Raw genomic sequence first — 24,030 nt, forward strand, 5'->3', positions numbered from 1 at the left:
CGAACCCTCTTCAGGCAGCCAGGTCGGGCCGCTCCACCGCCCGGCCGAACAGTGAATTCGACCCGGCACGTTCGATTTCGACCAGGATGCGATCGCCGATCCGGTGCGTCGCGCTCTCGATCTGGACCGCCTGCATATAGGGTGTCTTGCCGGCGAGCTGGCCGGGATGCCGGCCGGTCCGCTCGATCAGGATCTCGACGGTGCGCCCGACCATGGCGTGGTTGAACTCCTGCCGGTGCTGCTCGACCAGGCCCTGCAGCCGCTGCAGCCGCTCGTCCATCACGGCGAGCGGGACCTGCTCGGAGAGCTCCGCCGCGGGCGTGCCCGGGCGCGGCGAATACTTGAACGAATAGACCGAGGCGAAGCGCACATCGGCGATCAGCCGCAGCGTGTCCTCGAAATCGGCATCGCTCTCGCCGGGGAAGCCGACGATGAAGTCGGAGGAGAGGGCAATGTCGGGCCGCGCGTCACGAATCCTGTCGATCAGTCTGCGGTACTCGTCGGCGGTATGCTTGCGGTTCATTGCGGCAAGGATCCGGTCGGACCCCGCCTGCACCGGCAGATGCAGGAACGGCATCACCTGCGGCAGGTCGCGATGGGCGGCGATCAATTCGTCGTCCATGTCGCGCGGATGGCTCGTCGTGTAGCGGATGCGAGCGATGCCCGGCACCTCGGCGATGCGGGCCATCAATCGCGCCAGGGTCCAGATGGCGCCGTCCGGTCCCTCGCCATGATAGGCGTTGACGTTCTGGCCGAGCAGCGAGACGTCCTGCACGCCGGCCTGCGCCAGCCGCTCGACCTCGGCGAGTACCTGCGCGACCGGGCGCGAGAATTCGGCGCCGCGGGTGTAGGGCACGACGCAGAAGGCGCAGAACTTGTCGCAGCCTTCCTGCACGGTGACGAAGGCCGAGATGCCGCGGGCCACGATCGCGGCCGGCTTCGGCGCCGGCAGGTGGCCGAACTTGTCCTCGGGCGGCAATTCGGTGTCGACGACGCGGCCGCGCTTCGCCTGGGCGAGCAGTTCGGGCAGGCGGTGATAGGTCTGCGGCCCGATGACGAGGTCGACGGCCGGCTGCCGGCGCTGGATCTCCGCGCCTTCCGCCTGCGCGACGCAGCCGGCGACGACCAGCGTGGTCTCGCGCCCTTGCGCCTTTCGCTCGCGCTTCAGGTCGCGCAGCTTGCCGAGCTCGGTATAGACCTTGTGCGCTGCCCGCTCGCGGATATGGCAGGTGTTGAGCAGGATGAGGTCGGCGTCGTCAGGCGTCGCAGTCTCGACATAGCCCTGCTCGCCGAGGACGTCGGCCATGCGCTGGCCATCATAGACGTTCATCTGGCAGCCATAGGACTTGATGTGGACTTTCTTCATCAACGCTGATCCGGCCTCAACCGCGTCTCCTTATCCCAATCGCCCCGACGATGGGAATCATATCGCCGTCGCTGGTCGCCACGCAATATCCGGGCCGCAACAGTCCAAGCTGTTCGAATCTGGCTCAGGCGCGTGACCGGCCGGTGACGGCCTCTTGCCGCGCCCGCCGGATCGAAATCTCGGCGAGGCGCGTCGCCTCCTTGCGCGAAAGCTTGCGGCCCATCCGGATCGGCTCGCCCCAGGCGAGCTCGACGTCGATGGCACCGGAATTGATCATCGCCTGCAAATGCGGCGCGAGTTCGGTATCGCCATACCAGGCAAGCGCCGAGCGTTCGGCCCGCCCGCCGCGCAGGCCGTGGAAGCCGGTATAGGTGATGCAGAGCGGATAGACCGTGGTCTCGGCCTCGTCCGCCCCGCGCACGGCTTCGTGAGCGGCGCCGAGCAGCGAGGAACGGAGCGGCACGATACGCGTGCCGTCGCCGGTCGTACCCTCCGCAAACAGCACCACCGACTGCCCGTTCTGCAGCCGCCGTCCCATCTCGCTGGCGACGCCGACGGTGGCGCCGCGGCGCATCCTGTCGATGAAGACGGTGCGCTGTAGCGTCGAGAGCCAGCCGACCACCGGCCAGGTCGCGACCTCGGCCTTGGCGACGAAGGAGAGCGGCCCCGTCGTGCCGACGACGGGGATATCGAGCCATGAGATGTGGTTGGCGACGATCAGCCCGCCCTCTCCTGGCCGGGGAGCCTCTCCGTGCGCGGTGATTCGCACGCCGAAGCTGCGGCAGACCAGCTTCTGGAACAGCCGGGTGAAATAGAACGGCCGCCCGAATCGCATCGCGACGAGCTGGGGCGGGATCAGGATGAGCGTGCCAAGGACGAGCAGCGCGAGTCGCGCCATGGCGCCGGGACGGAGGCCTTTCATGCTGAGCCGTTCATTCTCTGCGTTGGCGCTCCGCGGGTGCGGCACCGGCTATAATTGGGCTTTCCCGGGCCGTCTATGGCAGGTGCCGTGCCCTTCAGCCGAGATCGCGCCGCATCACCAGCGCTGCAACGCGGCTGCCGTCGAGCTTGGGGTAATAGCCCTCGCGTCGGCCGACGATCTCGAAACCGAGCCGATTGTAGAGAGCGATCGCCGGCGCGTTGCCCTCCTCGACCTCGAGGAAGAGCCGCGCCACCCTGCGCGCTGCCAGTTGCGCCAGATGGGCGCAGAGCAGCGTCTGCCCGAGCCCGGACCGCCGCCGCCCGCCGGCAACCACGATGCTGAGGATCTCCGCCTCGTCGGAGGCGATTCGCGACATCACGAAGCCGCAGGGTTCACTGGTGCTGCCGATGAACACGCCCTCGGCCACGACAGCCGGATCGGTGAGCAGCGCCGCGCATTCGCCGGGCTCCCAGAGGCGCGCGAAGCCGCCCTGGTGATGCAGAGCCGCGACCCGCCTGGCATGGCGGACGTCGAGCAGGCCGGTCCGGCCCATCTTCGGCCGGCGCCTGAACAGGGATCGGAACCAGTCCATCGCCTGCTAGATCACGATGATCTTGGATCGAATCGATCCAAGATCATCGTGATCGGTTCCAAGAGTTCAGAGCAGGATTCCTGCGAAAAACCGGTTCCCACTTTTTCGCATCCTGCTCTAGCGCCGCGGCAGCCGGGCGCGATCCTGCGGCGTCGTTTCCGGCGGCTTGAGGTAGAGCGGGCGCGGCGGCGCGCTCTCGGGATCGGCGATCAGCCCGAGCCGGGCCACCCAGGTCACGTCCGGCGCCTTGGCGTCGTCGACCACGAGCGCGTCGAGGCCGATCGCCCAGGCCTCGTTGGCGACGGCGAGCGCGGCCGAGCCGACCAGCGAGACCGGGCCGGCGCCGATGGCGCGAGCGGCATCGCGATGGTTGACCTGGCGCACCGAGACGAGCTGCTTGCCCTGCGCGTTCATCGCCTGGAACCAGACCTGGCCGTGCCTGGCGTCGACGGCAGCGGCGACGACACGTCCGCCCTCCCGGCCGATGAAGGGCGCGGCGCTGGCGGCCAGTGTCGAGATCCCGATCGCGGGGATGCCGGCGGCGAGCGCGATCGCGCGGGCCGCGCTGATACCGACGCGCAGGCCGGTATAGCTGCCGGGACCGATGGTCACGGCGACGCGGTCGAGCGAAGAGAAGCCGCCCTCAATCTTGCCCATCACCCGCTCGATCATCGGCATCAGCGCTTCGGCATGGCCGCGCTCCATCGCGATCTGCTCGATCGCGATGGGAGCGGGGTCGCTGGTGTCCAGCACGCAGGCCGAGCAGGCGCCGAGCGCGGTGTCTATCGCGAGGATGCGCATCAGGGCTTAGGTCCAGTCGAGTGCGATGCGGGGGGTGATCAAACCGCCTCGACCTCGCGCACCTGCGGCAGGAAATGCCGCAGCAGGTTCTGGATGCCGTGCTTCAGCGTCGCGGTCGAGGAGGGGCAGCCCGAGCAGGAGCCCTTCATGACGAGGTAGACCGTGCCGTCTTTGAAACCGCGGAAGGTGATGTCGCCGCCATCGCCGGCGACGGCCGGGCGGATGCGGGTCTCGAGCAGTTCCTTGATCGTCTCGACGGTCGCGGCGTCCTCGTCGGCGAAGAATTCTTCCTCGCTCTCGGCGAGCGCGTCGGTCGGGGCGCCGTCGCTCATCAGCGGCGCGCCCGACATGTAATGTTCCATGATCGCGCCGAGGATGGCGGGCTTGAGATGCGGCCACTCGCCCTCGGCCTTGGTCACGGTGATGAAATCCGAGCCGAAGAACACGGCGGAGACACCCTTGACGCCGAACAGGCGGATGGCGAGCGGCGAACGCTCGGCCAGGGCGGGATCACGCAATTCGATCGGCCCTTCCGGCGAGACGCTGCGGCCGGGCAGGAACTTCAAGGTGGCGGGGTTGGGCGTGGCTTCGGTCTGGATGAACATGGCTTTGTCTCCGGCGCCGGCGGGTCAAGGCCGCCGTTCCTGTTCCCGATATAGGCCGGACGCTGGAATCATTCCAGCAGCTGTGACCGCGGATCAGGCCAGCGCGTCGATTTCCTCGTCGGCGAGATGGCCGGGAACGATCGCGACCGGGATCGGAAAGCTGCCGGCGCCCTTGCCGGCGAGCGCGCTGACCAGCGGGCCCGGCCCATCGCGGCCGGTGCCGGCGGCGAGCACCAGCAGCGAGATGTCCTCGTCGGCCTCGATCAGCTTGACCATCTCGTCGGCCTTGATGCCGGTGCGCACGACTTTCTCGGGCTCCAGCCCGGCCAGCGAGCGCACGGCGGCGGCGGCGGCGTCGATCAGCTCCTGCGCTTCGGCTTCAGCGTCGGCTTGCACCATGTCGCCGACGCCGAGCCAGGTCTCGTCCGGCGGCGGGGTCACCACGCCGAGCAGCACGATCGACGCGCCCAGGCGGGCGCAGCGCCGCGCCGCAAAGCGCACCGCCTTGGAGCATTCCTCGCTGTCGTCGACGACAGCGAGGAATTTCGGGCGATGGCCCGTCTCATAGGATCGCCGTCTCTTGACCATTGCTATCGCCTGCCACCGATTTCAGGACATGTCATGGTGACAGGCGTCGCAAGGTCAGCGCAAGCCTCCCTGCGGCGCCTGCCGGATCAGCGCCGGCGCACGAAGCCGGTGATGTCCTTGACGTCGAGCATGATCGGGGCGGCGATCGTCGCGGCCCGGTCGGCGCCGTCGCTGAGGATGTCGTCGATATGGCCGGGATCGGCCAAAAGACGGCGCATCTCGTCGGCGATCGGCGCGAGCTTGCCGACGGCGAGCTCAACCAGCGCCGCCTTGAAGCCGGAGAACTGGCTGCCGCCGAACTGTCCGAGCACCTGAGTCTTGGTCTCGCCGGAGAGGCCGGCATAGATACCGACCAGGTTCTCGGCCTCCGGCCGGCCTTCCAGCCCCTTCTCCTCGGAGGGCAGTGCCTCCGGATCGGTCTTCGCCTTGCGGATCTTCTGGGCGATCATGTCGGCATCGTCGGTCAGGTTGATGCGCGAATAATCTGACGGGTCCGACTTCGACATCTTCTTGGTGCCGTCGCGCAGGCTCATCACCCGCGGCGCCGGACCCTGGATCATCGGCTCGGGCAGCGGGAAATAGCCGAGTTCGCCGGTGCCGACGCCGAGTTCGGCGATGCGCTCGGCGAAGTCGTTGTTGAACTTCTGGGCGATGTCGCGGGTCAGCTCGAGATGCTGCTTCTGGTCCTCGCCAACCGGGACATGCGTCGCCTTGTAGAGCAGGATGTCGGCCGCCATCAGCACGGGGTAATCGTAAAGCCCGACCGAGGCGTTCTCGCGATCCTTGCCGGCCTTCTCCTTGAACTGCGTCATGCGGTTGAGCCAGCCGAGCCGGGCGATCGTGTTGAACACCCAGGCGAGCTCGGCGTGGCCGGAGACCTGGCTCTGGTTGAAGATGATGCTCTTCTTCGGATCGACGCCGGCTGCGATATAAGCGGCCGCCACCTCGCGCGTGGCGCGGGTCAACTCCGTCGGACCGCCCCAGACGTCGAGCCCCTGCGTGATCGCGTGCATGTCGACGACGCAATAGATGCAGTCATGGGTCTTCTGCATCGCGACCCAGTTCACTAGCGCGCCGAGATAATTGCCGAGATGGAGCGTCGAGGTCGGCTGCATGCCGGAGAAGACGCGGGGAGAGAAAGCGGCCATGGGGCGCTCCGTCGTCAGGGCGGAAAAAGTCTTGAGTCGGGGTCGATCGGCTCAGGAACGCGGCGTTCTGACGGATGCGCCGCGAAGGCGCAAGAGCCAGGGCGGCAGCACAGCGTCGAAGGCGCCGAGCAGGAAGCCGGCGACGGCGTAGGTCGCGGCGCCCGCGCAGCACAGGAGCGCCAGTGCGCCGGCCCGTCGCAACACCGGTTCGCCCGGATTCAGGGCGGAGAGGAGCGGCCTGATCGTGGCCTCGAGCGCCGGCACCATGATCGCGGCGGCGATGAGGATGGCGAGGATCGCCCCGGCATCGGCCCAGCGCGGCCGCCACAGGCCGGCCCATAGCAGATGAACGCCGAGCAGCCCCGCCTGGACGATGAAGGCGAGGCTCGCCGCCAGTGCCCCGATCATCGCCGCATCGCGCCAGCCGAGCAGGAGATAGCCGCTGAGCGCCGCGACGGCGACCGCGGCAAAGCCGGCGATCACCGGCAAACGCGGTTGCCTGCGCACGAAATAAACCTGTCCGAAGACCTTGGCTGCAAGCGCGAAGGGCAGGCCGCAGGCGAAAGCGGCGAGCGCGGCGGCCGTACGCTCGCGATCGGCGGCGTTGAACTGCCCGTTCTCGAACAATACCGAGACGATCGGCTCCGCCAGTACGAACAGGGCCGCGGTGGCCGGGATCGCCAGCGCCAGTCCGAGCGCCAGTGCCCGGCCGAGCAGCGCGTCGTGGTCTGCCTGCGATATGTCGCCCGCCATGGCCGAGAGCACGACCGTGCCCATGGCGACGCCGAAGAAGGAGAGCGGGAGCTGGAAGACGCGGTCGGCGTAATACAGCGCCGAGACCGACCCAGCCTCCGTCGAGGCGATCTGGGTCGAAATCAGCAGCACGAGCTGGCCGGCCGAAGCGGCGAGCAGTGTCGCTCCGCCGGTCCTGACCAATCGCGTCATGTCCGGCGACCAGCGCAGGCCGGGCCGCGGCAGGCCGATGCCGCGCAGGCGCAGCAGGATCATGGCGAGATGGGCGAGGCCGGTCAGGCTGAGGCAGCCGGCGAGCAAGGTCGCGCTGGCATGGCTGTCGCCGCCGCGGAACGATTCGAACAGCAGCGCGGCGAGCAGGATCGCGTTCATCAAGGCTGGCGCCAGCGCCGCCACGGTGAAACGCCCTTCGGCATTGAGCAGCGCCGCGAGCAGGGCGGCGAGCGTGGTCAGCAGCACGAAGGGCAGCATCAGCCGGGTGTAGAAGGCAGCGAGCGCCAGCGTCTGCGGCTCATCCGCAAAGCCGCCGGCCAGCCCGAGCACGACCCAGGGCGCGAAAATCTCCGCCAGAACGACGAAACCGATCAGTAGCAGGCCAAGCTGGCTCGCGGCCGCGCCGGCGAAGCGCTTTGCCTCCTTGTCGCCGCGCTCGGCTTTGATGGCGAGATAGAGCGGCACGAAGGGCGCGTTCAACCCGCCCTCACCGAGTACCCGCCGGACCAGATTGGGCAGTCTTAGTGCCGCGAGAAAGGCGTCCGCCACCGGACCTGTGCCGAGCAGGCGCGCGATCAGCACGTCGCGGGCAAAACCAAGCAGACGCGACAGGATCGTCGCCGCTCCGACGATGGCGGAATCGCGGGCGAGGCGAGAGGATGGCTGTGGCGATCTGCCGTTCGCGACCGGCTCCTCGGTCACAGCCCGAGGTCCTCACGCAGGCGGGTGATCTGGTGCATGCGCTGATGCAGGATCGTGACGATACCGATGTCGCCATTCGCTAGGCGGCGCCAAGAGATGACATGGCGTTCGTAGCGCACCATGAAGCCATCGACGCCGAACTCGGCCGGAACCGGACGCGACATCGCGGCATGCGTATCGATGCGGCCGAACGTCTCGAACAGCCCCTCGATATAGCGCCGTGCCTGATCCTCACCCCAGCGCTCACGCGTGTAGTGGTAGATCTCGTCGAGGCGGTGCGAGGCCGTTTCCTGGATACGAACCGCAGCCATCGACCATCAGGCCTGGTTGCGCGCGATCACCTCGGCGGCTGTGAGCGGTCGATAGGCGGAATCAGGAGCGGCGAACGCCTGCTGCAACTCGGCCTTCAGCCGCTCGAAAGCCGCCTGCTCTGTCTGCTCCTTGTCGCGACGGATCAGGTCGCGAACATACTCGCTGACATTCTCGTAATCGCCGTCCGGGCCGACATTCTCGGCAACGAAATCGCTCAGGGGGCCGCTGATCCGGACGGTCATGGTGGTCGTGCGCGGCATTGGCTCGCTCCTTGTCTTCAATATGCACAAAGATGAAGACAAGTGCCAGCCAAACGGCCTCTCCCGCTAAAGAATGAACCGGCTCAGATCGGCATTCCTGGCGAGGTCGCCGATGCGCGCTTCGACATAGGCGGCATCGATCGTCACGCTCTCGCCGCCACGGTCGGTCGCGGTGAACGAGATCTCGTCGAGGATGCGCTCGATCACGGTCTGAAGCCTTCGTGCGCCGATGTTCTCGACGCTCGAATTGACCTCGACCGCGATGCGCGCGATCGCCGCAATCGCATCCGGCGTGAACTCGATCGTGACCTGCTCGGTCGCCAGCATCGCCACCGACTGCTTGATCAGGCTCGCTTCGGTCTCGGTCAGGATGCGCTTGAAGTCCTCGACGTCGAGCGGCGAGAGCTCGACCCGGATCGGCAGGCGCCCCTGCAGTTCCGGCAGGAGGTCGGAGGGCTTCGAGACGTGGAAGGCTCCGGAGGCGATGAACAGGATGTGGTCGCTCTTCACCGGCCCGTGCTTGGTCGCGACCGTCGTGCCCTCGATCAGCGGCAGGAGGTCGCGCTGCACGCCCTCGCGCGAGACGTCGGCGCCGCCGCGGCCCTCGCGGGCGCAGATCTTGTCGATCTCGTCGAGGAAGACGATGCCGCTGTTCTCGACCTCGCGGATCGCGGCCTGGATGATCGCGTCCTGGTCGATCAGCTTGTCGCTCTCCTCGGCGAGCAGCGGGCCATAGGCGTCCTTGACCTGGACGCGCCGGGGCTTGCCCTTCTGGCCGAAGGCCTTGCCGAACATGTCGGAGAGGTTGATCGCGCCGATCGAGGCGCCGGGCATGCCGGGCACTTCGAACATCGGCTGGGTGGAGCCGCCCGAGGCGACCTCGATCTCGATCTCCTTGTCGTCGAGCTCGTTGGCGCGCAGCTTGCGGCGGAAGGCGTCGCGGGTGGTCGCGCTTGCGGTGGCGCCGACCAGCGCGTCGAGCACGCGCTCCTCGGCGGCGACATGGGCCTTGGCCTCGACATCCTTGCGCCGGCTCTCGCGGACGAGACCGATCGCGACCTCGACCAGGTCGCGCACGATCGATTCGACGTCGCGGCCGACATAGCCGACCTCGGTGAACTTGGTCGCCTCGACCTTGAGGAAGGGCGCGTTCGCCAGCTTGGCGAGGCGGCGCGCGATCTCGGTCTTGCCGCAGCCGGTCGGCCCGATCATCAGGATGTTCTTGGGCGCGACCTCCTCGCGCAGCGGCCCTTCGAGCTGCTGCCGCCGCCAGCGATTGCGCAGCGCGATCGCGACGGCGCGCTTGGCGTCATTCTGGCCGACAATGAAGCGGTCGAGCTCGGAGACGATCTCGCGGGGGGAAAACGACGTCATCAAACAGGTTCCTGGATCATGATCAGCGCGGGGCCGTCGCCGGTCTCGCGAATATCGAGGGCCGTGAAGCCCGCCTTCTCATAGGCGCGGATCGCGGCGAGATTCTCCGGATCGGGGTCGATCACCACCCGCGGCGCACCCTGCGCGAGCAGATGCCGGGTAAACGCGCCGATGAAGCGCGTGCCATGGCCGTGGCCGAGCATGTCGGCTTCGCCGATGAACTGGTCGATGCCGCGCGTGCCGGCCGGCTGGTCCTGCAGCGGGTAGTCTGGCCAGAGCGCCGGATCCCAGCTCTGCTGATGGGCGAAGGGGCGCCCGTCATGGCTGACGATCAGCGCTTCCATGCTCGGATCGCCGAAGATGCGCGCGATCTCGGCGAGCTCCTCGTCGGGGTCGCCCCACCAGCGCCGGACATGGTCCTGTTCGAGCCAGCGCGCCAGCAGCGGGAAATCGTCTGTTGTCGCGGGCGCGAAGGCGTAGCCGTCGGCGACGAAATTCATGCGCTCTCCAGGGTCTCGATGACGAGCGAGTGATTGGTGTAGACGCAGATGTCGCCGGCGATCTTCATTGCCTTGCGCACGATCGTCTCTGCATCGGCCTCGACATCGACCAAAGCGCGGGCCGCGGCGAGCGCGTAATTGCCGCCTGAGCCGATCGCCATCACCGAGCCATGCTCGGAAGCTTCCGGCTCGAGCACGTCGCCGGTGCCGGAGATCAGCAGCGAGACCTCCTTGTCGGCGACGAGCAGCATCGCTTCGAGCCGGCGCAGATAGCGGTCGGTGCGCCAGTCCTTGGCGAGCTCGACGCAGGCGCGCAGCAATTGCGTCGGGAATTGCTCCAGCTTTGCCTCCAGCCGCTCGAACAGGGTGAAGGCGTCGGCGGTGGCGCCGGCGAAACCGGCGATCACCGCACCCTTGGCGAGGCGGCGCACCTTTTTGGCATTGCCCTTCATGATCGTCGGGCCGAGCGAGACCTGGCCGTCGCCGCCGATCACGACACGGCCGCCCTTGCGCACCATCAGGATGGTGGTCGCGTGCATCAGCGGGGCATTGCTAGTCTCGGACATCGCGATTCGATCTCGGTCAATGGCACTCAGGAACCGCCAACATGTTCAGGCTGAAGCCCGGTATCAAGAGCGATCCGGTCAAACGCTGGAATCTGTCCGAGCGCGTCTTCTTCGCCTGCGGCGCCTGCCACATCCTCGCCTATGCCTTTCTGGAGGCCTATCCGGAGCATGGTTTCCAGGCCGTCTGGATCAGGCCGGTCGAGGGTTTCACCGGCAACCACGTCTTCGTCAGCGATGGCAAGACGGCCTTCGATTTTCACGGTTATCGCTGCAAGGAGGCCCTGATCGCGCACCACTGGGCCAAGGGTCGGCTCTGGTGGCCGGGCTGGGACGGGACGCTCGTGCCGCTGCCGCAGGATGTGCTGATCAGCGAGGCGAAATCGAAGACCTATGACGGCCTCTGGCTGCGCGAGCCCGGCCAGTTCCTGCATGATGCGCTGCCAAGGGCGCGCGCCTTCCTTCGCCGCTTTGCGGCACCGCCGGATGCGCGACGCGAACCCCTCTCCCGGATGGGAGAGGGGCAGGGGTGAGGGACCACCGCTGATTATTTGGGCGCAGCGGACTCGTTGAGCCCTCTGCGGAAAGGGCAGGCCTTCATCCCGCCCCTCTCCCACACGGGAGAAGGGTTCCCCGCGCCCTTTGTCACGTTCTGTGCCGAGACGGTTGGCCATCCGGCCGCCCGCCTGCTAAAGCGGCGACGAACAGAGCAGCAAAGGGTTTCCCATGCGTTCGGGCGAAGTGAAGCGCCGCACCAACGAGACCGATATCGCGGTCAAGCTCGTGCTCGACGGCACGGGCAAGGCCGAGATTTCGACCGGCGTTGGGTTCTTCGACCATATGCTCGACCTCTTCGCCCGCCATTCGCTGATCGACACCACGGTCACGGTGAAGGGCGACACCCATATCGACGACCATCACTCGGTCGAGGATGCCGGCATCGCGCTCGGCGAGGCCCTGAAGCAGGCGCTCGGCGACAAGAAGGGCATCCGCCGCTATGCCGATGTCCACCTGCCGATGGACGAGACGCTGACCCGCGTCGCGGTCGATGTCTCCGGCCGGCCCTTCCTGGTCTTCCGGACGGAGTTCAAGGCGCAGAAGATCGGCACCTTCGACACCGAGCTGGTGCGCGAGTTCTTCCAGGCCATCGCCATGAATGCGGGCATCACGCTGCATGTCGAGACGCTCTATGGCGACAATGCCCACCATATCGCCGAGAGCTGCTTCAAGGGCCTGGCGCGGGCGCTGCGCACGGCAATCGAGGTCGATCCGCGCGAGGGCGGCCGCGTGCCCTCGACCAAGGGCGCCCTCTAGAGCATTGCGCGAAAAAGTGGGAACCGGTTTTTTGCTTGAGCAATGCTCAAAACTTTTGGAATTGATCACGTCGCATTCGGGTGATTTCCACCCGAATGCGACGTGATCAAAGGGATCGCTGCGATGGCGTTCTATCAGGCTTTGATCCCGCCCCCGGGCGCCGGTGGTCTGCGCGATGAGGTCGAGCAGGCCCGTCTCCTGCCCGAGAGCTTCACCTTTTCGGCCCTGGTCTTCGGCGGCTTCTGGCTGCTGTTCAAGCGGCTCTGGCTCGCCTTCATCCTCTACGCGCTGGTCTGGGGCGGGCTGATCTACCTTCAGCGCCAGATCGGCTTCTCCTTTCTCGCGGTGATGCTGTCGCATACCGCCCTCGCGGTCTTCCTCGGCTTCGAGGGCCAGAACCTGATCGCGCGCAAATTGCTGCGGAAGGGCTGGCGGCTCGTCGACGTGGTCGAGGCTCCGGATCTTTCCAGCGCCGAGCGCCGCTTCTTCGAACGGGCCCTGCCGGCCGGCGCGTCGCCGCGGATGGTCGAGACCGCGCCGGCTCCCGCCCGCTTCGCGCCGAGCTCCGCGCCGGTGATCGGCCTCTTCCCCGAGGCGAACGGACGATGAGCCAGACCGTCGCCATCGTCGACTACGGTTCGGGCAATCTGCACTCGGCCGCCAAGGCCTTCGAGCGCGCCGCCACCGAGGCCGGCATCGCCGCAACCATCCGCGTCACCAGCGATCCCGCCGAGGTTCGCACCGCCGACCGCATCGTGCTGCCCGGTGTCGGCGCCTTTGCCGATTGCCGGCGCGGCCTCGATGCCGTCTCCGGCATGGTCGAGGCGCTGGAAGAAACCGTGCAGGGCAAGGGCCGGCCTTTCCTCGGTATCTGCGTCGGCATGCAGCTGATGGCGAGCCGCGGCCTCGAATATGTCACCACCGATGGCCTCGGCTGGATTGCCGGCGATGTCGCGCTGATCCATCCGCAGGACGATGCCTTGAAGATCCCGCATATGGGCTGGAACACGCTGCACCCGCAGGACGAGCACAAACTGCTAGAAGGCATCGAAACCGGTCCGTCCGGCTGGCACGCCTATTTTGTGCACTCCTACGCGCTCACCGCCGAAAACCCGCAGGAGGTTCTGGCGCTGACCGATTATGGCGGCCCGGTCACCGCGATCGTGGCCAAGGGCAACATTGCCGGCACGCAGTTCCACCCCGAGAAGAGCCAGAAGCTCGGCCTCAAGCTGATCGGCAATTTCCTGAGGTGGGCGCCGTGATCCTCTTCCCCGCCATCGACCTCAAGGAAGGCCAATGCGTTCGCCTGAAGCAGGGCGATATGGGCCAGGCGACGGTTTTCAACGACGATCCCGCCGCCCAGGCCGCGACCTTCGAGCGCCAGGGCTTCCAATGGCTGCACGTCGTCGATCTCGACGGCGCCTTCGCCGGCAAGCCGATGAATGCCGCTGCCGTCGAGGCGATCCTGGCGCGTGTCTCGTTTCCGGTGCAGCTCGGAGGCGGCATCCGCGACCTCAGGACGGTCGAAGGCTGGCTCGCCAAGGGCGTCGCCCGCGTCATCATCGGAACGGCGGCGGTGCGCGATCCCGGCTTCGTGCGCGAGGCGGCCAAGGCCTTTCCGGGCAAGGTCGCGGTCGGCATCGATGCGCGCGACGGCTTCGTGGCTGTCGAAGGCTGGGCGGAGACCTCGGCGCTGGCCGCCGACGATCTCGGCCGCCGCTTCGAGGACGCCGGCGTGGCCGCGATCGTCTACACCGACATCGCCCGCGACGGCATGCTGGAGGGCATCAACTGGGACGGCACGATCGCGCTGGCCCATGCGCTGACGATTCCGGTCATTGCCTCCGGCGGCCTTGCCTCCATGGCCGACATCGAGCGGCTCTGTGCGCCCGATGCCGCGATCCTAGAAGGCGCGATCACCGGCCGCGCCCTCTATGACGGCCGGATCGACCCTGCGGCGGCGCTGGCGCGGCTCGCGGCGGCCTGAGAAGGCCGCCGGCCGGGGCAGCTCTGGACGCTCAAACCAGCTCGACCTTGCCGGTCGCCAGATCGTAGACCCCGCCGACCACGGAAAGCTGCTTCTGCGCGAGGCGCTGCGACAGGATCGGCGTCGCCTTCTTCAGCTTGGCGACGTTGAGCCTGACATTGGCGATGGTGGCCGCCTTCAACAGATCGGCCGCTCCCTCCTTCTGCGCCGCGAGCACGGCCGGCCTGATCGCGTTGATCAGCGAGGGCAGCTGCCCCGGCAGCTTGGTCTTCTCCTTGACGACGTTGATCGTGGCCGAGACGGCGCCGCAATTGCTGTGGCCGAGCACCAGGATGAACTGCGAGCCCAGCACCTGAGCGCCATATTCGAGGCTCGCCAGCACGTCGGCATTGACGAAATTGCCGGCGACGCGGGTGACGAAGAGCTGGCCCGGCCCCTGGTCGAAGGCGAGTTCCGGCGCGATTCGTGAATCGGCGCAGCTCAGGATCGAGGCGAAGGGTGCCTGCGAGGCGGCTCGCGCCGCCCGCCCGACCGAGAAATCGCGCTCGTTCAGATTGCCCGCGGCATAGCGGGCATTGCCGTCCACCAGTCGCTTCAGCGCTTCGTCGGGGCCGACGGCGGCCGTTTGCGCCCGCAGGGGCGCGGGCAGCACGCCGGCCAAAGCGAGGCTGGCGCCGGCTGCAAACAGTCCGCGGCGCGAGAGCCCGGTCTTGCCGGTGGCCGAGACACAATAATCGCACATCGTCGCAATCCTCGTATGGGCAGAGCGCGCTCCGACGCAGTCGGAAACGGCTGCGTCGCATGCTTCGTTGGCGCGGTCGATGCTAGGCTTCCCAAACGGAAGGCGACAGTGCAAATCGTGCAGCGATCGCTCCGGCTGGGACGAGCGTAAACGACGAGTGAACGGGCCGGTTCGCAATCTTTCGAGAACGCGGCAAAGGTGCCTCCACCCTGCGCGGTGCGAGCCTCAGCGCAGATGCTGCTCGTAATAGCGATGGTACTCGCCGGTCGCCTTGGCGATGTGCAGCCACTGGTCGACGAAGGCCTTGAAGATCACGTCGCCGCGCGGCAGCAGATAGCCGATCTCGATGAAGGTCAGCGGCTTGTCGGGATTGACCGCGCAGAGGCCCGGCTTGAGCTTCTGCTGCACGGTCGCCTCGATCGCCTCGGTGACGAACACGTCGGCGCGCCCGGCCAGGATCTCGTCGAAGATGGTGACGTTGTCGCTGTGCAGCGTGATCTTGGCCTGCTTGAAGTTGCTCTTGGCGAAACGCTCATTGGTGCCGCCGGGATTGGCGATCGCGGTCACGCCCGGCTTGTCGATGTCGGCGACGCTCTGGAATTTGTCCTTGTCGGCGCAGCGCGCCAGCGGGATCTTGCCGGTCCGCAGCGCCGGATCCGAATAGAAGACGCGCTTCTGCCGTTCCAGCGTCACGCCGATGCCGCCCATGGCGATGTCGCATTTGCCGCCGGTGAAATCGGCCATCAGCTCGGCCCATTTCGTCCGCACGAATTTGGGCTCGACGCCGATCGCCTTGGCGAGCGACTTCGCCATCTCGATGTCGATGCCCTCATAGCCGTCGCCGACGGCGTAGGTGAACGGCTTGTAGTCGCCGGTGGTGCAGATCCGCAGCGTACCGGCGCTCTGGATCGCATCGAGCGCATTTGCGGGCGCCTGCGCCTGGGCGGCGCCGATGCAGAACAGCCCGGCACAGGCGGCGAACGCGCCGCGCATGATCGTCGACAGCATGAAAGCCCTCATCCCCTCTCTTATCGTTGCCGCAAGGAGAGCAGCGCTCAAAGGCAGGTTCAACCGCCATCGGGGCGAGGGCGCCCGTGTCCGGCACGCATTGCTTGCCTACCCGGCGCTGCATTTCCACTTTGCCGGAACATGCTCTAGGTTGCGCCGCCTTGCGGCCCGGGCCGCTCTCAAGACTTGCGCTGATGACCCTGAAGACCCGCATCATCCCCTGCCTCGACGTCAAGGACGGCCGTGTCGTCAAGGGCGTGAAATTCGTCGATCTCGTCGATGCCGGCGATCCCGTCGAGGCGGCCAAGGCCTATGACGCCGCCGGGGCCGACGAGCTCTGCTTCCTCGACATCACGGCGAGCCATGAGGCGCGCGGCACCCTGCTCGATGTCGTCACCCGCACGGCGGAGGCCTGCTTCATGCCGCTGACCGTCGGCGGCGGTGTGCGCAAGGTCGAGGACATCCGCGCGCTGCTGCTGGCCGGCGCAGACAAGGTCGCGATCAACACCGCGGCGGTGACCAATCGCCCCTTCGTCAAGGAAGCGGCGGAGAAATTCGGCGACCAGTGCATCGTCGTCGCGATCGACGCCAAGCAGGTCACCCCCGGCCGCTGGGAGATCTTCACCCATGGCGGGCGCAACGCCACCGGGCTCGACGCGATCGCCTTCGCCCGCGAGGTCGTCTCGCTCGGCGCCGGTGAATTGCTGGTGACCTCGATGGATCGCGACGGCACCAAGTCGGGCTATGATATCGGCCTGACCCAGCGCATCGCCGATGCGGTCTCCGTGCCGGTGATCGCCTCGGGCGGCGTCGGTGACCTCGACGACCTCGTCGCCGGCGTGCGCGATGGCCACGCCTCGGCGGTGCTCGCCGCCTCGATCTTCCATTTCGGCACCTACAGCATTCCGCAGGCCAAGGCGCACATGGCCGCCGCCGGCCTCGCGATGCGGCTGGATTGACGAAGATGACCGCTTTCACCCTCGCCGATCTCGAACGCATCGTCGCCGAGCGGGCGAGCGCTTCGCCGGAAGAATCCTGGACGGCGAAGCTCCTCGCCGCCGGCCCCGAGCGCGCCGCCAAGAAGTTCGGCGAGGAGGCGGTCGAGGCCGTGATCGCCGCCGTGAAGGGTGATCGCGACGAGCTGATCGCCGAGAGCGCCGATGTGCTCTATCATCTTTTGGTCGTGCTGAAGTCCCGCGATGTTGCATTGCGGGACGTCTTGAGCCAGCTTGAGGCCCGTACCGCGCGCTCCGGCCTGGCCGAGAAGGCGGCGCGGCCCCGCTAGAAGTCGAGGCGAGTGTCGCGTTGAACCTCGAAGCCTGGAAGACGGGGGGCATCATGGACCAGCGTCCGATTGCGGCGCCATCCGCCCCCGATCTGGTCTCGCCCTATCGCACGTTCTCGCGTGACGAGTGGGCGCATCTGCGCGCCGATGCGCCGCTGACGCTCTCGGTCGACGACCTCACCAAGCTGCAATCGATCAACGACCCGATCTCGCTCGACGAGATCGTCGCGATCTATCTGCCGCTCTCGCGCCTGCTCTCGCTCTACGTCGCCGCGACGCAGGGGCTGTTCAAGGCGACGCAGCGCTTCCTGATGGCCGAGGCCGAGGTCAAGGTCCCCTATGTCATCGGCGTCGCCGGCTCGGTCGCTGTCGGCAAGTCGACCACGGCGCGCGTGCTGAAGGCGCTGCTCTCGCGCTGGCCCAACACGCCGAAGGTCGAGCTCGTCACCACCGACGGCTTCCTCCTGCCCAATGCCGAGCTCGAGCGCCGCGGCCTGATGCAGCGCAAGGGCTTCCCCGAGAGCTATGACAGCGCTGCGATCCTGCGTTTCCTCTCCGAGGTGAAGGCCGGCAAGCGCGCCGTCAGCGCGCCCGTCTATTCGCATCTGGTCTATGACGTGGTGCCGGGCGAGCAGGTCACGGTCGAGCGGCCGGACATCCTGATCCTCGAAGGGCTGAACGTGCTGCAGGCGAGCCGCCTGCCCAGGGACGGCACCATCATCCCCTTCGTCTCCGACTTCTTCGACTTTTCGGTCTATCTCGACGCCGACGAGAACGATCTGCACCGCTGGTACGTCAACCGCTTCATGACCCTGCGCCAGACCGCCTTCCGCGACCCGCGCTCCTTCTTCCGCAAATATGCGGAGATCGGCGAGGAGGAGGCGCTCTCGATCGCCGAGAACCTCTGGACCGGGATCAACCTGCCGAACCTGCGCGAGAACATCGTGCCGACCCGCCAGCGCGCCGGCCTGATCCTGACCAAGGGCGCCAGCCACCGCATCCAGCAGGTCTCGCTCCGGCGGTTGTAGCGCGGCCTGAAACCGCCGGGTCTGAAAACCGCCATGACGACCTATGTCGCTCTCCTGCACTCGATCGTGCTCGGCCCTGGCAGGCGCGTGGTGATGGCGGATCTGAAGGCCATGGCGACAAAGCTCGGCTTTCGCGATCCGCGCACCTGGGTCGCCACCGGCAATCTCATCTTCGAGGCGGATGATGAGCCCCTCGCCGTGGTCGAGAGCCAGTTGGAAGCGGCCTTCAGCACGTGTTTCGGCAAGCATGTCGATATCATCCTGCGCAAGGCCGAGGGCTGGCGACGGCTCGCCGCCCAAAACCCTTTCTCCGAAAGGAACGGCACAGATATCGGCATCCGCATCATGCGAAAGCCGCTCGGGGCGGACGCCTTGTCCATGCTCGGCGGGATCGCTACGCCCGGCATCGCGCTCGCCCTCGCTGACGGCGATCTGTGGATCGATTTCGGCGGCAAGCCGGAGGAGACGAAGCTTCTCTCGCACCTCACGACCAAGAAACTCGGCATCGGCACATTGCGCAACGCCAACACCGTCAAGGCGCTCGCCGCGATGCTGGACTGATGCCGCTTGATCTTTCTGCCCTCGGCCTGATGGCCGGCGCCGCCTTCGTCGCCGCGACGCTGCTGCCTGCCCAGTCGGAGGTCGTCTTCGTTGGGCTGCTGGCGGCGAAAACCGTCGATCCGACGCTCCTCTTCATCGTCGCCTCGCTCGCCAACACGGCGGGCTCGGTCGTCAACTGGTGGCTCGGCCGGCTGATCGCGACTGATGGGGTCGAGCGATTGCCGGCACGGCTGAGGCCCGATCCCGCCCGCTTCGCCAAGGCGCAGGGCTGGTTCGCCCGTTTCGGCTGGCCCTCGCTGCTCTTCGCCTGGCTGCCGATCGGCGGCGATCCGCTGACCTTCGTCGCGGGCTCGCTGAACTATCCGCTCATACGCTTCATCGCGCTGGTGTTCATCGGCAAGGCGGCACGCTATGCCTTGCTCTGGGCGGGCTGGGCGGCCGCTGCATAAGCATTTGCGCGTATTCCGGTCTCGGGCTACCAGCGAGGCCCCTTCTGATGGAGACCAGATCATGAGCATCAAGCGCATCGCCCCCGGCCCGCGCATGTCGAAGGCCGTCGTGCATGGCAACACGGTCTATCTCGCCGGTCAGGTTGCCGACAAGGCGGCCGGCAAGAGCGTCGGCGACCAGACCAAGGACATCCTCTCGATCATCGACGGGCTCCTCGCCGAGGCCGGCACCGACAAGTCGAAGCTGCTGATGGTCAATATCTGGCTCTCGGACATGTCGACCTTCGCCGAGATGAACGCTGTCTGGGACGGCTGGGTCTCGGCCGGCAACACGCCGGGCCGCGCCACCGTCGAGGCCAAGCTCGCCGGCCCGCAATACACCGTCGAGATCGCGGTCATCGCCGCGATCTGATCGCGCTCGCACTAGAGCAGGATGCGAAAAAGTGGGAACCGGTTTTTCGCAAGAATCCTGCTCTAGACTCTCTGAATCGATCACGTTTTATGATTTTGAATCGATAAGATCCAAAATCATCATGATCTAGGGCGGCGGGAAACGTGAATCCGGAACTCGCCACCATCCTGGCACGGGTCTCGCAGCGCGAGGGTGTTCCCCCCGCGCTGCTGCTCGGCGTGCTCGCCTCGATGGGCGAGGCCTCGGGTAAGCCCGATTTCACCCGAATCGAGAACAACCTGGCGCGCCGCGCCGGAGATTTCCGCAGCCTGCAGGGGCGGCTCGCCACGCCGTCCGCGGCCGATCCGGAGCGTGACAGGCTGCAGGGGCAAGCGATCCAGGCCCTGGCGGAGGGCAAGCTCGCCGAAGCCGACCGGCTGCTCGCCCAGGCCGAGCAGCGCAACCTCGATGGCGCGGCCGCTCCCGATGCGCTGTCGCGCGACCGTTTGCTCGCGGCTGCCGCTGGTCGCGCCGATCGCGGTGCGGTGGCGATGCTGCACCTCAATGCCAAAGCCTATGGCGAAGCCGCCGAGCGCTATGCCGAGGCGGCGTTGATCGCCGACTCGGCCGAACCCGGCAGCGGGCTTGCCTATTCCTGGATGCAGGCCGATGCGCTGGCGCGGCGGGGCGCCGATTTCGCCGACAAGACGGCTTTCGTCGCGTCGATCGGCCAATTGCGGGCCATGCTCGGCAAGCTCGACAATTTCGACCAGACCGTGCCCTGGGCCGAGACCCAGCTCCGGCTGGCGCGCTCGCTCACCGGCCTGTCGCATTTCGACGGTGGCGGCACCCTGCTTCGCCAGGCCGTCGAGATTTACCGCACCATCCTGGAGGATCTGACCCGCGCCAAGGCGCCGCGCCTCTGGACCGCGGTGCAGACCAGGCTCGGCGAGGCGCTGGCCCGTCTCGGAGAGGTTGAGGACGATGCCGGCCTGCTCGAGGACGGCGTCGCCGCTTTCCGTGCCGGGCTTTCCGGGATGACGCGGGCCGACATGCCGCGCGAATGGGGCCGGCTGCAATGGGAGCTTGGCAAGGCGCATGTCGCGCTCGGCCTGCGCGCCAGCGGCGTGGCGGCGTTCGAGGCGGCGGTGAACTGCTTCAAGCTGGTGCTCGACGACCGGCCGCGCGAGAGCGTCCCGCTCGACTGGGCCGAGGTGCAGGACCGCATCGGGGCCGCGCTCGTCGGCCTCGCCAGCTATTACAGCGAACCTGTCGTGCTGGAGGAGGCGATCGCTGCCTTCGACACGGCGCTGGAGGTCCGGCGCCGCGAGATCGTACCCTCGCTCTGGGCTGAAAGCGCCGCGAACCGGGCGGAAGCACGGCTGGCGCTGGCCGAACGCATCCGCGACCGTGCCGAGGCCGAGAAGGCGACCACGGAACTCGTCATGGCGATCGAGACGCTGCGTGGCCTTGGTCTCGCAAACGAAGCCAAGCGTCGCGAGCCGAAACTGCGGCGAGCTGCAGTCCTGGTCGAGACCCTCCGGAAGGGTTGATCAGGCCTTGATGCGAAGCGCGGCGAGCCGCTCCAGCGCCTTGTCCAGCGTCGCATCGTGCTTGGCGAAGCAGAAGCGCACGACATTGCGCACCGCCCCTTCGGCATAGAAAGCGCTGACCGGGATCGCGGCGACGCCGTGCTCGGCGACCAGACGCTGGCAGAAGGCGACATCGTCGCTCTCGCCGAGCGGGCCGATGTCGACATTGAGGAAATAGGTGCCGGCGCTCGGCAGCACGCTGAAGCCGAGATCGCTGAGGCCACCGGCGAAGCGATCGCGAGAGCGCTGGAAATCGGCGCGCATGCCCTCGAAATAGGCGTCGTCCTTGCCGAGGCCGTAGGCGACGGCCGCCTGCAGGTTCGGCGGCGTGGTGAAGGTGATGTACTGGTGCGCCTTCGCCAGCACGCGCATCAGCTCCGGCGCGGCCATCACCATCCCGACTTTCCAGCCGGTCAGCGAGAAGATCTTGCCGGCCGAGGAGATCTTGACCGTGCGCTCGCGCATGCCGGGCCGGCTCATCAGCGGCTGATGGCGGTGCCCGTCGAACACGACATGCTCCCAGACATCGTCGCAGATCGCGACCGCATCGTGCCGGACGCAGAACGAGGCCAGCAGGTCGAGATCGGCCTCGCTGAAATTGGTCGCGGTCGGGTTGAGCGGATTGTTGAACAGCACCGCCTTGGTCTTCGGCGAGAAGGCTTTCGCCAGCGCTTCCTCGCTCAGCCCGAAGGCCGGCGGGGTCAGTGTCACGAATTTCGGGATGGCGCCGGCGCGCCGCACCAGCGGCAGGTAGGCGTCGTACATCGGCTCGAACAGCACGACCTCGTCGCCGGGCGACACGATCGCCATCAGCGCGCCGGCGATCGCCTCGGTCGCGCCGGAAGTCACCATCACCTCGGCTTCCGGATCGAGTTCGAGGCCTTGCCAATGACGGAAATGCGTGGCGCTCGCCTGGCGCAGCTCCGGCAGCCCCATCATCGGCGGATACTGGTTCCAGCCGTCGATCACCGCCTCGGCCGCCTTGCGCCGGACGTCCTCGGGGCCGGGATCGTCGGGAAAGCCCTGGCCGAGATTGACGGCCTGGTGCTCGCGCGCGAGCCGCGACATGGTTTCGAAGATCGTCGTCGGGAGAGCGGAGAAGATCGGATTCATCGCGGCTTGTTTCGGTCGGAAGGCTGGCGGGAAGGCTCGAATATCGCCCATAGCACGCGCAACGTCGGTGTGCATCGCCCCGGAAAAGCGGCAGATTATGCGGAGTGATGAATATTGACATTCGTCAGCAGTCAGTATTCTCTATGCCCAGCCGGTTCACGCCAGCAATTCCGCGGTTTCTTCGCCCCTTTGGAACCGTGGGACGCTGACGTGGATCGGTGAACTTTTTCTGGGGCTGAAAGCATCCGCCGTTTCCGGCCCGCCCCGAAGCGCGCTAGGCAGGGCCTATGCGCTCCTCCAGCCAAACCCCCGCGCTGATGCTGCTCGGCACCGGCTCCAATGTCGGCAAGTCCCTGCTCGTCGCCGGCCTCTGCCGCCTCTTCGCCGATCGCGGGCTGAAAGTGCGCCCGTTCAAGCCGCAGAACATGTCGAACAACGCGGCTGCCACGGCGCAGGGCGAGATCGGCCGGGCCCAGGCGCTGCAGGCGCGCGCCGCCCGGATCGCTCCTCATGTCGACATGAACCCGGTGCTGCTCAAGCCCGAGAGCGAGCGCGGCAGCCAGATCATCCTGCAGGGACGCGTCGCCGGCCATCTGTCCTCCGGCGACTTCAGCCGCCGCGGCGATTTCCTGCCCAAGGTGCTGGAGAGCTTCGAACGGCTGAGCGACGGCGCCGATCTCATCCTGGTCGAGGGGGCGGGCTCGCCGGCCGAGACCAATCTGCGCGCCCGCGATATCGCCAATCTCGGCTTCGCCCGCGCGGCAGGCGTTCCCGCCATGCTGATCGGCGACATCGACCGCGGCGGCGTCATCGCCAGCCTGGTCGGCACCCATGCCGTACTCGACGCCGACGACCGGGCGATGATCCGCGGCTTCGCGATCAACCGCTTCCATGGCGATGTCGGCCTGTTCACGCCGGCGCTGGACACGATCGCGCGGGCGACGGGCTGGCCGAGCTTCGGCGTCGTGCCCTGGTTCGCGGATGCCGCGCGCCTGCCGGCCGAAGATGCGCTTGATCTGGCGCGCGGCGTGCCGGCTCGTGCGGGTGCGCTGAAGGTCGCCGTTCCGGTGTTGCCCGGCATCGCCAATTTCGACGATCTCGACCCGCTCAAGCTCGAGCCCGGCGTCGAGCTCGTCTTCGTCGGTCCCGGTATGCCGCTGCCGGGCGATGCCGCCCTGGTGATCCTGCCGGGCTCGAAGACGACGCTCCGCGACCTTGCCAAGCTGCGCGAGGAAGGCTGGGACATCGACATCCTCGCCCATCGCCGCCGCGGCGGCCATGTGCTCGGCCTTTGCGGCGGCTATCAGATGCTCGGCAAGGTCGTGCGCGACCCGCTTGGCCTGGAAGGCCCTGCCGGCGCGGCCCCCGGCCTCGGCCTGCTCGATATCGAGACCGAGCTCACGCCGGACAAGACCGTCCGGGAGGTTGCCGCGGAACATCCCGAAAGCGGCACGGCCGGCCGCGCCTATGAGATCCATCTCGGCGTCAGCGATGGGCCGGATAGGGCGCGCGCGCCTTTTCGTGTCGACGGCCAGCCGGAAGGCGCCCGCAGCGCCGACGGAAGGGTCATCGGGACCTATCTCCATGGTGTCCTGACCTCGGACCCGCTGCGCCGCGCCTTTCTGGCCAATCTCGCCGAAGGACTGCTCGCGATCGGGGAGGCCTACGAACCGGCGGTCGAAGCGACACTCGACCGTCTGGCCGGGCATCTGGAGCGTCATCTCGACATTGCCGGGCTCCTGAAGCTGGCGCGGTCGCGCTCCTGATATCGGAAGCTCATTGGGCGAAAAACTGTCAGGAGCGCGCAAATAAAGCTTTTCGGATCAATTTGTTGACGACTGACGAAATTCGTCATACTCAA

29 protein-coding genes are annotated in these 24,030 nt (G+C 67.2%); 13 read left to right on the forward strand and 16 right to left on the reverse strand.

Going from position 1 to position 24,030, the window contains the following annotated elements; translation table 11 throughout:
• Positions 1-10: 10 nt before the first annotated feature.
• The 13 genes from miaB to hslV form a co-directional block, all read right to left on the reverse strand.
• Positions 11-1,366, reverse strand: a complete 1,356-nt coding sequence (gene miaB, locus ASE66_RS09090; protein ID WP_057189312.1) for a tRNA (N6-isopentenyl adenosine(37)-C2)-methylthiotransferase MiaB — start codon at positions 1,364-1,366, stop codon at positions 11-13.
• 124 nt (positions 1,367-1,490) lie between these two features.
• Positions 1,491-2,288: a lysophospholipid acyltransferase family protein gene (locus ASE66_RS09095; protein WP_057189313.1), complete on the reverse strand. Its 798-nt coding sequence runs from the start codon at positions 2,286-2,288 to the stop codon at positions 1,491-1,493.
• 94 nt (positions 2,289-2,382) lie between these two features.
• Positions 2,383-2,880 carry a GNAT family N-acetyltransferase gene (locus ASE66_RS09100; protein WP_244494845.1) on the reverse strand — a complete coding sequence of 166 codons (498 nt, stop codon included), beginning with the start codon at positions 2,878-2,880 and terminating at the stop codon, positions 2,383-2,385.
• 117 nt (positions 2,881-2,997) lie between these two features.
• A complete protein-coding gene (gene tsaB / locus ASE66_RS09105) occupies positions 2,998-3,681 on the reverse strand; it encodes a tRNA (adenosine(37)-N6)-threonylcarbamoyltransferase complex dimerization subunit type 1 TsaB (RefSeq protein WP_057189314.1) in 684 nt (227 codons plus the stop codon).
• Between the two features lie 38 nt (positions 3,682-3,719).
• Positions 3,720-4,286: a NifU family protein gene (locus ASE66_RS09110; RefSeq protein WP_057189315.1), complete on the reverse strand. Its 567-nt coding sequence runs from the start codon at positions 4,284-4,286 to the stop codon at positions 3,720-3,722.
• Positions 4,287-4,379: 93 nt separating this feature from the next.
• Positions 4,380-4,874, reverse strand: coding sequence for a universal stress protein (locus ASE66_RS09115; protein ID WP_057189316.1), 495 nt, complete (start codon positions 4,872-4,874; stop codon positions 4,380-4,382).
• A gap of 86 nt (positions 4,875-4,960) precedes the next feature.
• Entirely contained in the window at positions 4,961-6,022 is a 1,062-nt protein-coding gene (trpS, locus tag ASE66_RS09120; RefSeq protein WP_057189317.1) for a tryptophan--tRNA ligase, read from the reverse strand.
• A 51-nt stretch (positions 6,023-6,073) separates the two neighbouring features.
• Complete coding sequence (gene murJ / locus ASE66_RS09125) at positions 6,074-7,690, reverse strand: murein biosynthesis integral membrane protein MurJ (protein WP_057189318.1); 1,617 nt, start codon at positions 7,688-7,690, stop codon at positions 6,074-6,076.
• Positions 7,687-8,001 carry a type II toxin-antitoxin system RelE/ParE family toxin gene (locus tag ASE66_RS09130; protein WP_057189319.1) on the reverse strand — a complete coding sequence of 105 codons (315 nt, stop codon included), beginning with the start codon at positions 7,999-8,001 and terminating at the stop codon, positions 7,687-7,689. The genes murJ and ASE66_RS09130 overlap by 4 nt, the downstream gene beginning before the upstream one ends.
• 6 nt (positions 8,002-8,007) lie before the next feature.
• Positions 8,008-8,262 (reverse strand): type II toxin-antitoxin system ParD family antitoxin, encoded by a 255-nt coding sequence (locus tag ASE66_RS09135; RefSeq protein ID WP_057189320.1) that lies wholly within the window; start codon positions 8,260-8,262, stop codon positions 8,008-8,010.
• A gap of 66 nt (positions 8,263-8,328) precedes the next feature.
• The gene (hslU, locus tag ASE66_RS09140; RefSeq protein WP_057189321.1) at positions 8,329-9,636 is read right to left on the reverse strand and encodes an ATP-dependent protease ATPase subunit HslU; all 1,308 of its coding nucleotides are present in this window, start codon (positions 9,634-9,636) and stop codon (positions 8,329-8,331) included.
• Entirely contained in the window at positions 9,636-10,136 is a 501-nt protein-coding gene (locus ASE66_RS09145; protein WP_057189322.1) for a GNAT family N-acetyltransferase, read from the reverse strand. The genes hslU and ASE66_RS09145 overlap by 1 nt, the downstream gene beginning before the upstream one ends.
• Entirely contained in the window at positions 10,133-10,702 is a 570-nt protein-coding gene (gene hslV, locus ASE66_RS09150) for an ATP-dependent protease subunit HslV (protein ID WP_200964569.1), read from the reverse strand. Before hslV ends, ASE66_RS09145 begins: the two co-directional genes overlap by 4 nt.
• Before the next feature lie 41 nt (positions 10,703-10,743).
• Here hslV and ASE66_RS09155 point away from each other — a divergent pair, with 41 nt between their 5' ends.
• From ASE66_RS09155 to hisA, 5 genes are all read left to right on the forward strand, one after another.
• Positions 10,744-11,232 (forward strand): hypothetical protein, encoded by a 489-nt coding sequence (locus tag ASE66_RS09155; protein WP_057189323.1) that lies wholly within the window; start codon positions 10,744-10,746, stop codon positions 11,230-11,232.
• A 193-nt stretch (positions 11,233-11,425) separates the two neighbouring features.
• Complete coding sequence (gene hisB, locus ASE66_RS09160) at positions 11,426-12,013, forward strand: imidazoleglycerol-phosphate dehydratase HisB (RefSeq protein WP_057189324.1); 588 nt, start codon at positions 11,426-11,428, stop codon at positions 12,011-12,013.
• Between the two features lie 123 nt (positions 12,014-12,136).
• Positions 12,137-12,622, forward strand: a complete 486-nt coding sequence (locus ASE66_RS09165; protein ID WP_057189325.1) for a DUF2628 domain-containing protein — start codon at positions 12,137-12,139, stop codon at positions 12,620-12,622.
• Positions 12,619-13,275 carry an imidazole glycerol phosphate synthase subunit HisH gene (gene hisH, locus ASE66_RS09170; RefSeq protein ID WP_057189326.1) on the forward strand — a complete coding sequence of 219 codons (657 nt, stop codon included), beginning with the start codon at positions 12,619-12,621 and terminating at the stop codon, positions 13,273-13,275. The genes ASE66_RS09165 and hisH overlap by 4 nt, the downstream gene beginning before the upstream one ends.
• The gene (hisA, locus tag ASE66_RS09175; protein WP_057189438.1) at positions 13,272-14,000 is read left to right on the forward strand and encodes a 1-(5-phosphoribosyl)-5-[(5-phosphoribosylamino)methylideneamino]imidazole-4-carboxamide isomerase; all 729 of its coding nucleotides are present in this window, start codon (positions 13,272-13,274) and stop codon (positions 13,998-14,000) included. The genes hisH and hisA overlap by 4 nt, the downstream gene beginning before the upstream one ends.
• Positions 14,001-14,031: 31 nt before the next feature.
• On the opposite strand, the gene ASE66_RS09180 is transcribed toward hisA, so the two are convergent.
• Both ASE66_RS09180 and ASE66_RS09185 read right to left on the reverse strand, forming a co-directional pair.
• Complete coding sequence (locus ASE66_RS09180) at positions 14,032-14,742, reverse strand: carbonic anhydrase (protein ID WP_057189327.1); 711 nt, start codon at positions 14,740-14,742, stop codon at positions 14,032-14,034.
• Positions 14,743-14,967: 225 nt separating this feature from the next.
• Entirely contained in the window at positions 14,968-15,750 is a 783-nt protein-coding gene (locus tag ASE66_RS09185) for a transporter substrate-binding domain-containing protein (protein WP_200964570.1), read from the reverse strand.
• A gap of 194 nt (positions 15,751-15,944) precedes the next feature.
• Between ASE66_RS09185 and hisF the strand changes: the two genes are divergently transcribed.
• From hisF to ASE66_RS09220, 7 genes are all read left to right on the forward strand, one after another.
• Positions 15,945-16,709: an imidazole glycerol phosphate synthase subunit HisF gene (gene hisF / locus ASE66_RS09190; RefSeq protein WP_057189329.1), complete on the forward strand. Its 765-nt coding sequence runs from the start codon at positions 15,945-15,947 to the stop codon at positions 16,707-16,709.
• Between the two features lie 5 nt (positions 16,710-16,714).
• Positions 16,715-17,035, forward strand: a complete 321-nt coding sequence (locus tag ASE66_RS09195) for a phosphoribosyl-ATP diphosphatase (protein ID WP_057189330.1) — start codon at positions 16,715-16,717, stop codon at positions 17,033-17,035.
• Positions 17,036-17,088: 53 nt separating this feature from the next.
• Complete coding sequence (coaA, locus tag ASE66_RS09200) at positions 17,089-18,063, forward strand: type I pantothenate kinase (protein WP_057189439.1); 975 nt, start codon at positions 17,089-17,091, stop codon at positions 18,061-18,063.
• 33 nt (positions 18,064-18,096) lie between these two features.
• Entirely contained in the window at positions 18,097-18,624 is a 528-nt protein-coding gene (locus ASE66_RS09205) for a DUF1697 domain-containing protein (protein WP_057189331.1), read from the forward strand.
• The gene (locus ASE66_RS09210) at positions 18,624-19,073 is read left to right on the forward strand and encodes a YqaA family protein (RefSeq protein WP_057189332.1); all 450 of its coding nucleotides are present in this window, start codon (positions 18,624-18,626) and stop codon (positions 19,071-19,073) included. Before ASE66_RS09205 ends, ASE66_RS09210 begins: the two co-directional genes overlap by 1 nt.
• 61 nt (positions 19,074-19,134) lie before the next feature.
• The gene (locus tag ASE66_RS09215) at positions 19,135-19,485 is read left to right on the forward strand and encodes a RidA family protein (RefSeq protein ID WP_057189333.1); all 351 of its coding nucleotides are present in this window, start codon (positions 19,135-19,137) and stop codon (positions 19,483-19,485) included.
• 143 nt (positions 19,486-19,628) lie between these two features.
• Entirely contained in the window at positions 19,629-21,017 is a 1,389-nt protein-coding gene (locus tag ASE66_RS09220) for a hypothetical protein (protein WP_057189334.1), read from the forward strand.
• Here ASE66_RS09220 and ASE66_RS09225 read toward each other — a convergent pair whose 3' ends face one another.
• Positions 21,018-22,169, reverse strand: coding sequence for an aminotransferase (locus tag ASE66_RS09225; protein WP_057189335.1), 1,152 nt, complete (start codon positions 22,167-22,169; stop codon positions 21,018-21,020). It lies immediately after the preceding gene.
• Positions 22,170-22,456: 287 nt separating this feature from the next.
• Here ASE66_RS09225 and ASE66_RS09230 point away from each other — a divergent pair, with 287 nt between their 5' ends.
• On the forward strand, positions 22,457-23,935 hold the full coding sequence (locus tag ASE66_RS09230; protein WP_057189336.1) for a cobyric acid synthase: 1,479 nt from the start codon (positions 22,457-22,459) through the stop codon (positions 23,933-23,935).
• Positions 23,936-24,030: the final 95 nt, after the last annotated feature.

The sequence above is a fragment of the Allobosea sp. Root483D1 genome (assembly GCF_001429505.1).
GTDB lineage: Bacteria > Pseudomonadota > Alphaproteobacteria > Rhizobiales > Beijerinckiaceae > Allobosea.

What these genes read in the sequence shown, in the direction of transcription:
- miaB (WP_057189312.1), bottom strand. Translation starts at nt 1,366, where the DNA reads ATGAAGAAAGTCCACATCAAGTCCTATGGCTGCCAGATGAACGTCTAT.
- ASE66_RS09095 (WP_057189313.1), bottom strand. Translation starts at nt 2,288, where the DNA reads ATGAAAGGCCTCCGTCCCGGCGCCATGGCGCGACTCGCGCTGCTCGTC.
- ASE66_RS09100 (WP_244494845.1), bottom strand. Translation starts at nt 2,880, where the DNA reads ATGGACTGGTTCCGATCCCTGTTCAGGCGCCGGCCGAAGATGGGCCGG.
- tsaB (WP_057189314.1), bottom strand. Translation starts at nt 3,681, where the DNA reads ATGCGCATCCTCGCGATAGACACCGCGCTCGGCGCCTGCTCGGCCTGC.
- ASE66_RS09110 (WP_057189315.1), bottom strand. Translation starts at nt 4,286, where the DNA reads ATGTTCATCCAGACCGAAGCCACGCCCAACCCCGCCACCTTGAAGTTC.
- ASE66_RS09115 (WP_057189316.1), bottom strand. Translation starts at nt 4,874, where the DNA reads ATGGTCAAGAGACGGCGATCCTATGAGACGGGCCATCGCCCGAAATTC.
- trpS (WP_057189317.1), bottom strand. Translation starts at nt 6,022, where the DNA reads ATGGCCGCTTTCTCTCCCCGCGTCTTCTCCGGCATGCAGCCGACCTCG.
- ASE66_RS09130 (WP_057189319.1), bottom strand. Translation starts at nt 8,001, where the DNA reads ATGGCTGCGGTTCGTATCCAGGAAACGGCCTCGCACCGCCTCGACGAG.
- ASE66_RS09135 (WP_057189320.1), bottom strand. Translation starts at nt 8,262, where the DNA reads ATGCCGCGCACGACCACCATGACCGTCCGGATCAGCGGCCCCCTGAGC.
- hslU (WP_057189321.1), bottom strand. Translation starts at nt 9,636, where the DNA reads ATGACGTCGTTTTCCCCCCGCGAGATCGTCTCCGAGCTCGACCGCTTC.
- ASE66_RS09145 (WP_057189322.1), bottom strand. Translation starts at nt 10,136, where the DNA reads ATGAATTTCGTCGCCGACGGCTACGCCTTCGCGCCCGCGACAACAGAC.
- hslV (WP_200964569.1), bottom strand. Translation starts at nt 10,702, where the DNA reads ATGTCCGAGACTAGCAATGCCCCGCTGATGCACGCGACCACCATCCTG.
- ASE66_RS09155 (WP_057189323.1), top strand. Translation starts at nt 10,744, where the DNA reads ATGTTCAGGCTGAAGCCCGGTATCAAGAGCGATCCGGTCAAACGCTGG.
- hisB (WP_057189324.1), top strand. Translation starts at nt 11,426, where the DNA reads ATGCGTTCGGGCGAAGTGAAGCGCCGCACCAACGAGACCGATATCGCG.
- ASE66_RS09165 (WP_057189325.1), top strand. Translation starts at nt 12,137, where the DNA reads ATGGCGTTCTATCAGGCTTTGATCCCGCCCCCGGGCGCCGGTGGTCTG.
- hisH (WP_057189326.1), top strand. Translation starts at nt 12,619, where the DNA reads ATGAGCCAGACCGTCGCCATCGTCGACTACGGTTCGGGCAATCTGCAC.
- ASE66_RS09180 (WP_057189327.1), bottom strand. Translation starts at nt 14,742, where the DNA reads ATGTGCGATTATTGTGTCTCGGCCACCGGCAAGACCGGGCTCTCGCGC.
- ASE66_RS09185 (WP_200964570.1), bottom strand. Translation starts at nt 15,750, where the DNA reads ATGCTGTCGACGATCATGCGCGGCGCGTTCGCCGCCTGTGCCGGGCTG.
- hisF (WP_057189329.1), top strand. Translation starts at nt 15,945, where the DNA reads ATGACCCTGAAGACCCGCATCATCCCCTGCCTCGACGTCAAGGACGGC.
- ASE66_RS09195 (WP_057189330.1), top strand. Translation starts at nt 16,715, where the DNA reads ATGACCGCTTTCACCCTCGCCGATCTCGAACGCATCGTCGCCGAGCGG.
- coaA (WP_057189439.1), top strand. Translation starts at nt 17,089, where the DNA reads ATGGACCAGCGTCCGATTGCGGCGCCATCCGCCCCCGATCTGGTCTCG.
- ASE66_RS09205 (WP_057189331.1), top strand. Translation starts at nt 18,097, where the DNA reads ATGACGACCTATGTCGCTCTCCTGCACTCGATCGTGCTCGGCCCTGGC.
- ASE66_RS09210 (WP_057189332.1), top strand. Translation starts at nt 18,624, where the DNA reads ATGCCGCTTGATCTTTCTGCCCTCGGCCTGATGGCCGGCGCCGCCTTC.
- ASE66_RS09215 (WP_057189333.1), top strand. Translation starts at nt 19,135, where the DNA reads ATGAGCATCAAGCGCATCGCCCCCGGCCCGCGCATGTCGAAGGCCGTC.
- ASE66_RS09225 (WP_057189335.1), bottom strand. Translation starts at nt 22,169, where the DNA reads ATGAATCCGATCTTCTCCGCTCTCCCGACGACGATCTTCGAAACCATG.
- ASE66_RS09230 (WP_057189336.1), top strand. Translation starts at nt 22,457, where the DNA reads ATGCGCTCCTCCAGCCAAACCCCCGCGCTGATGCTGCTCGGCACCGGC.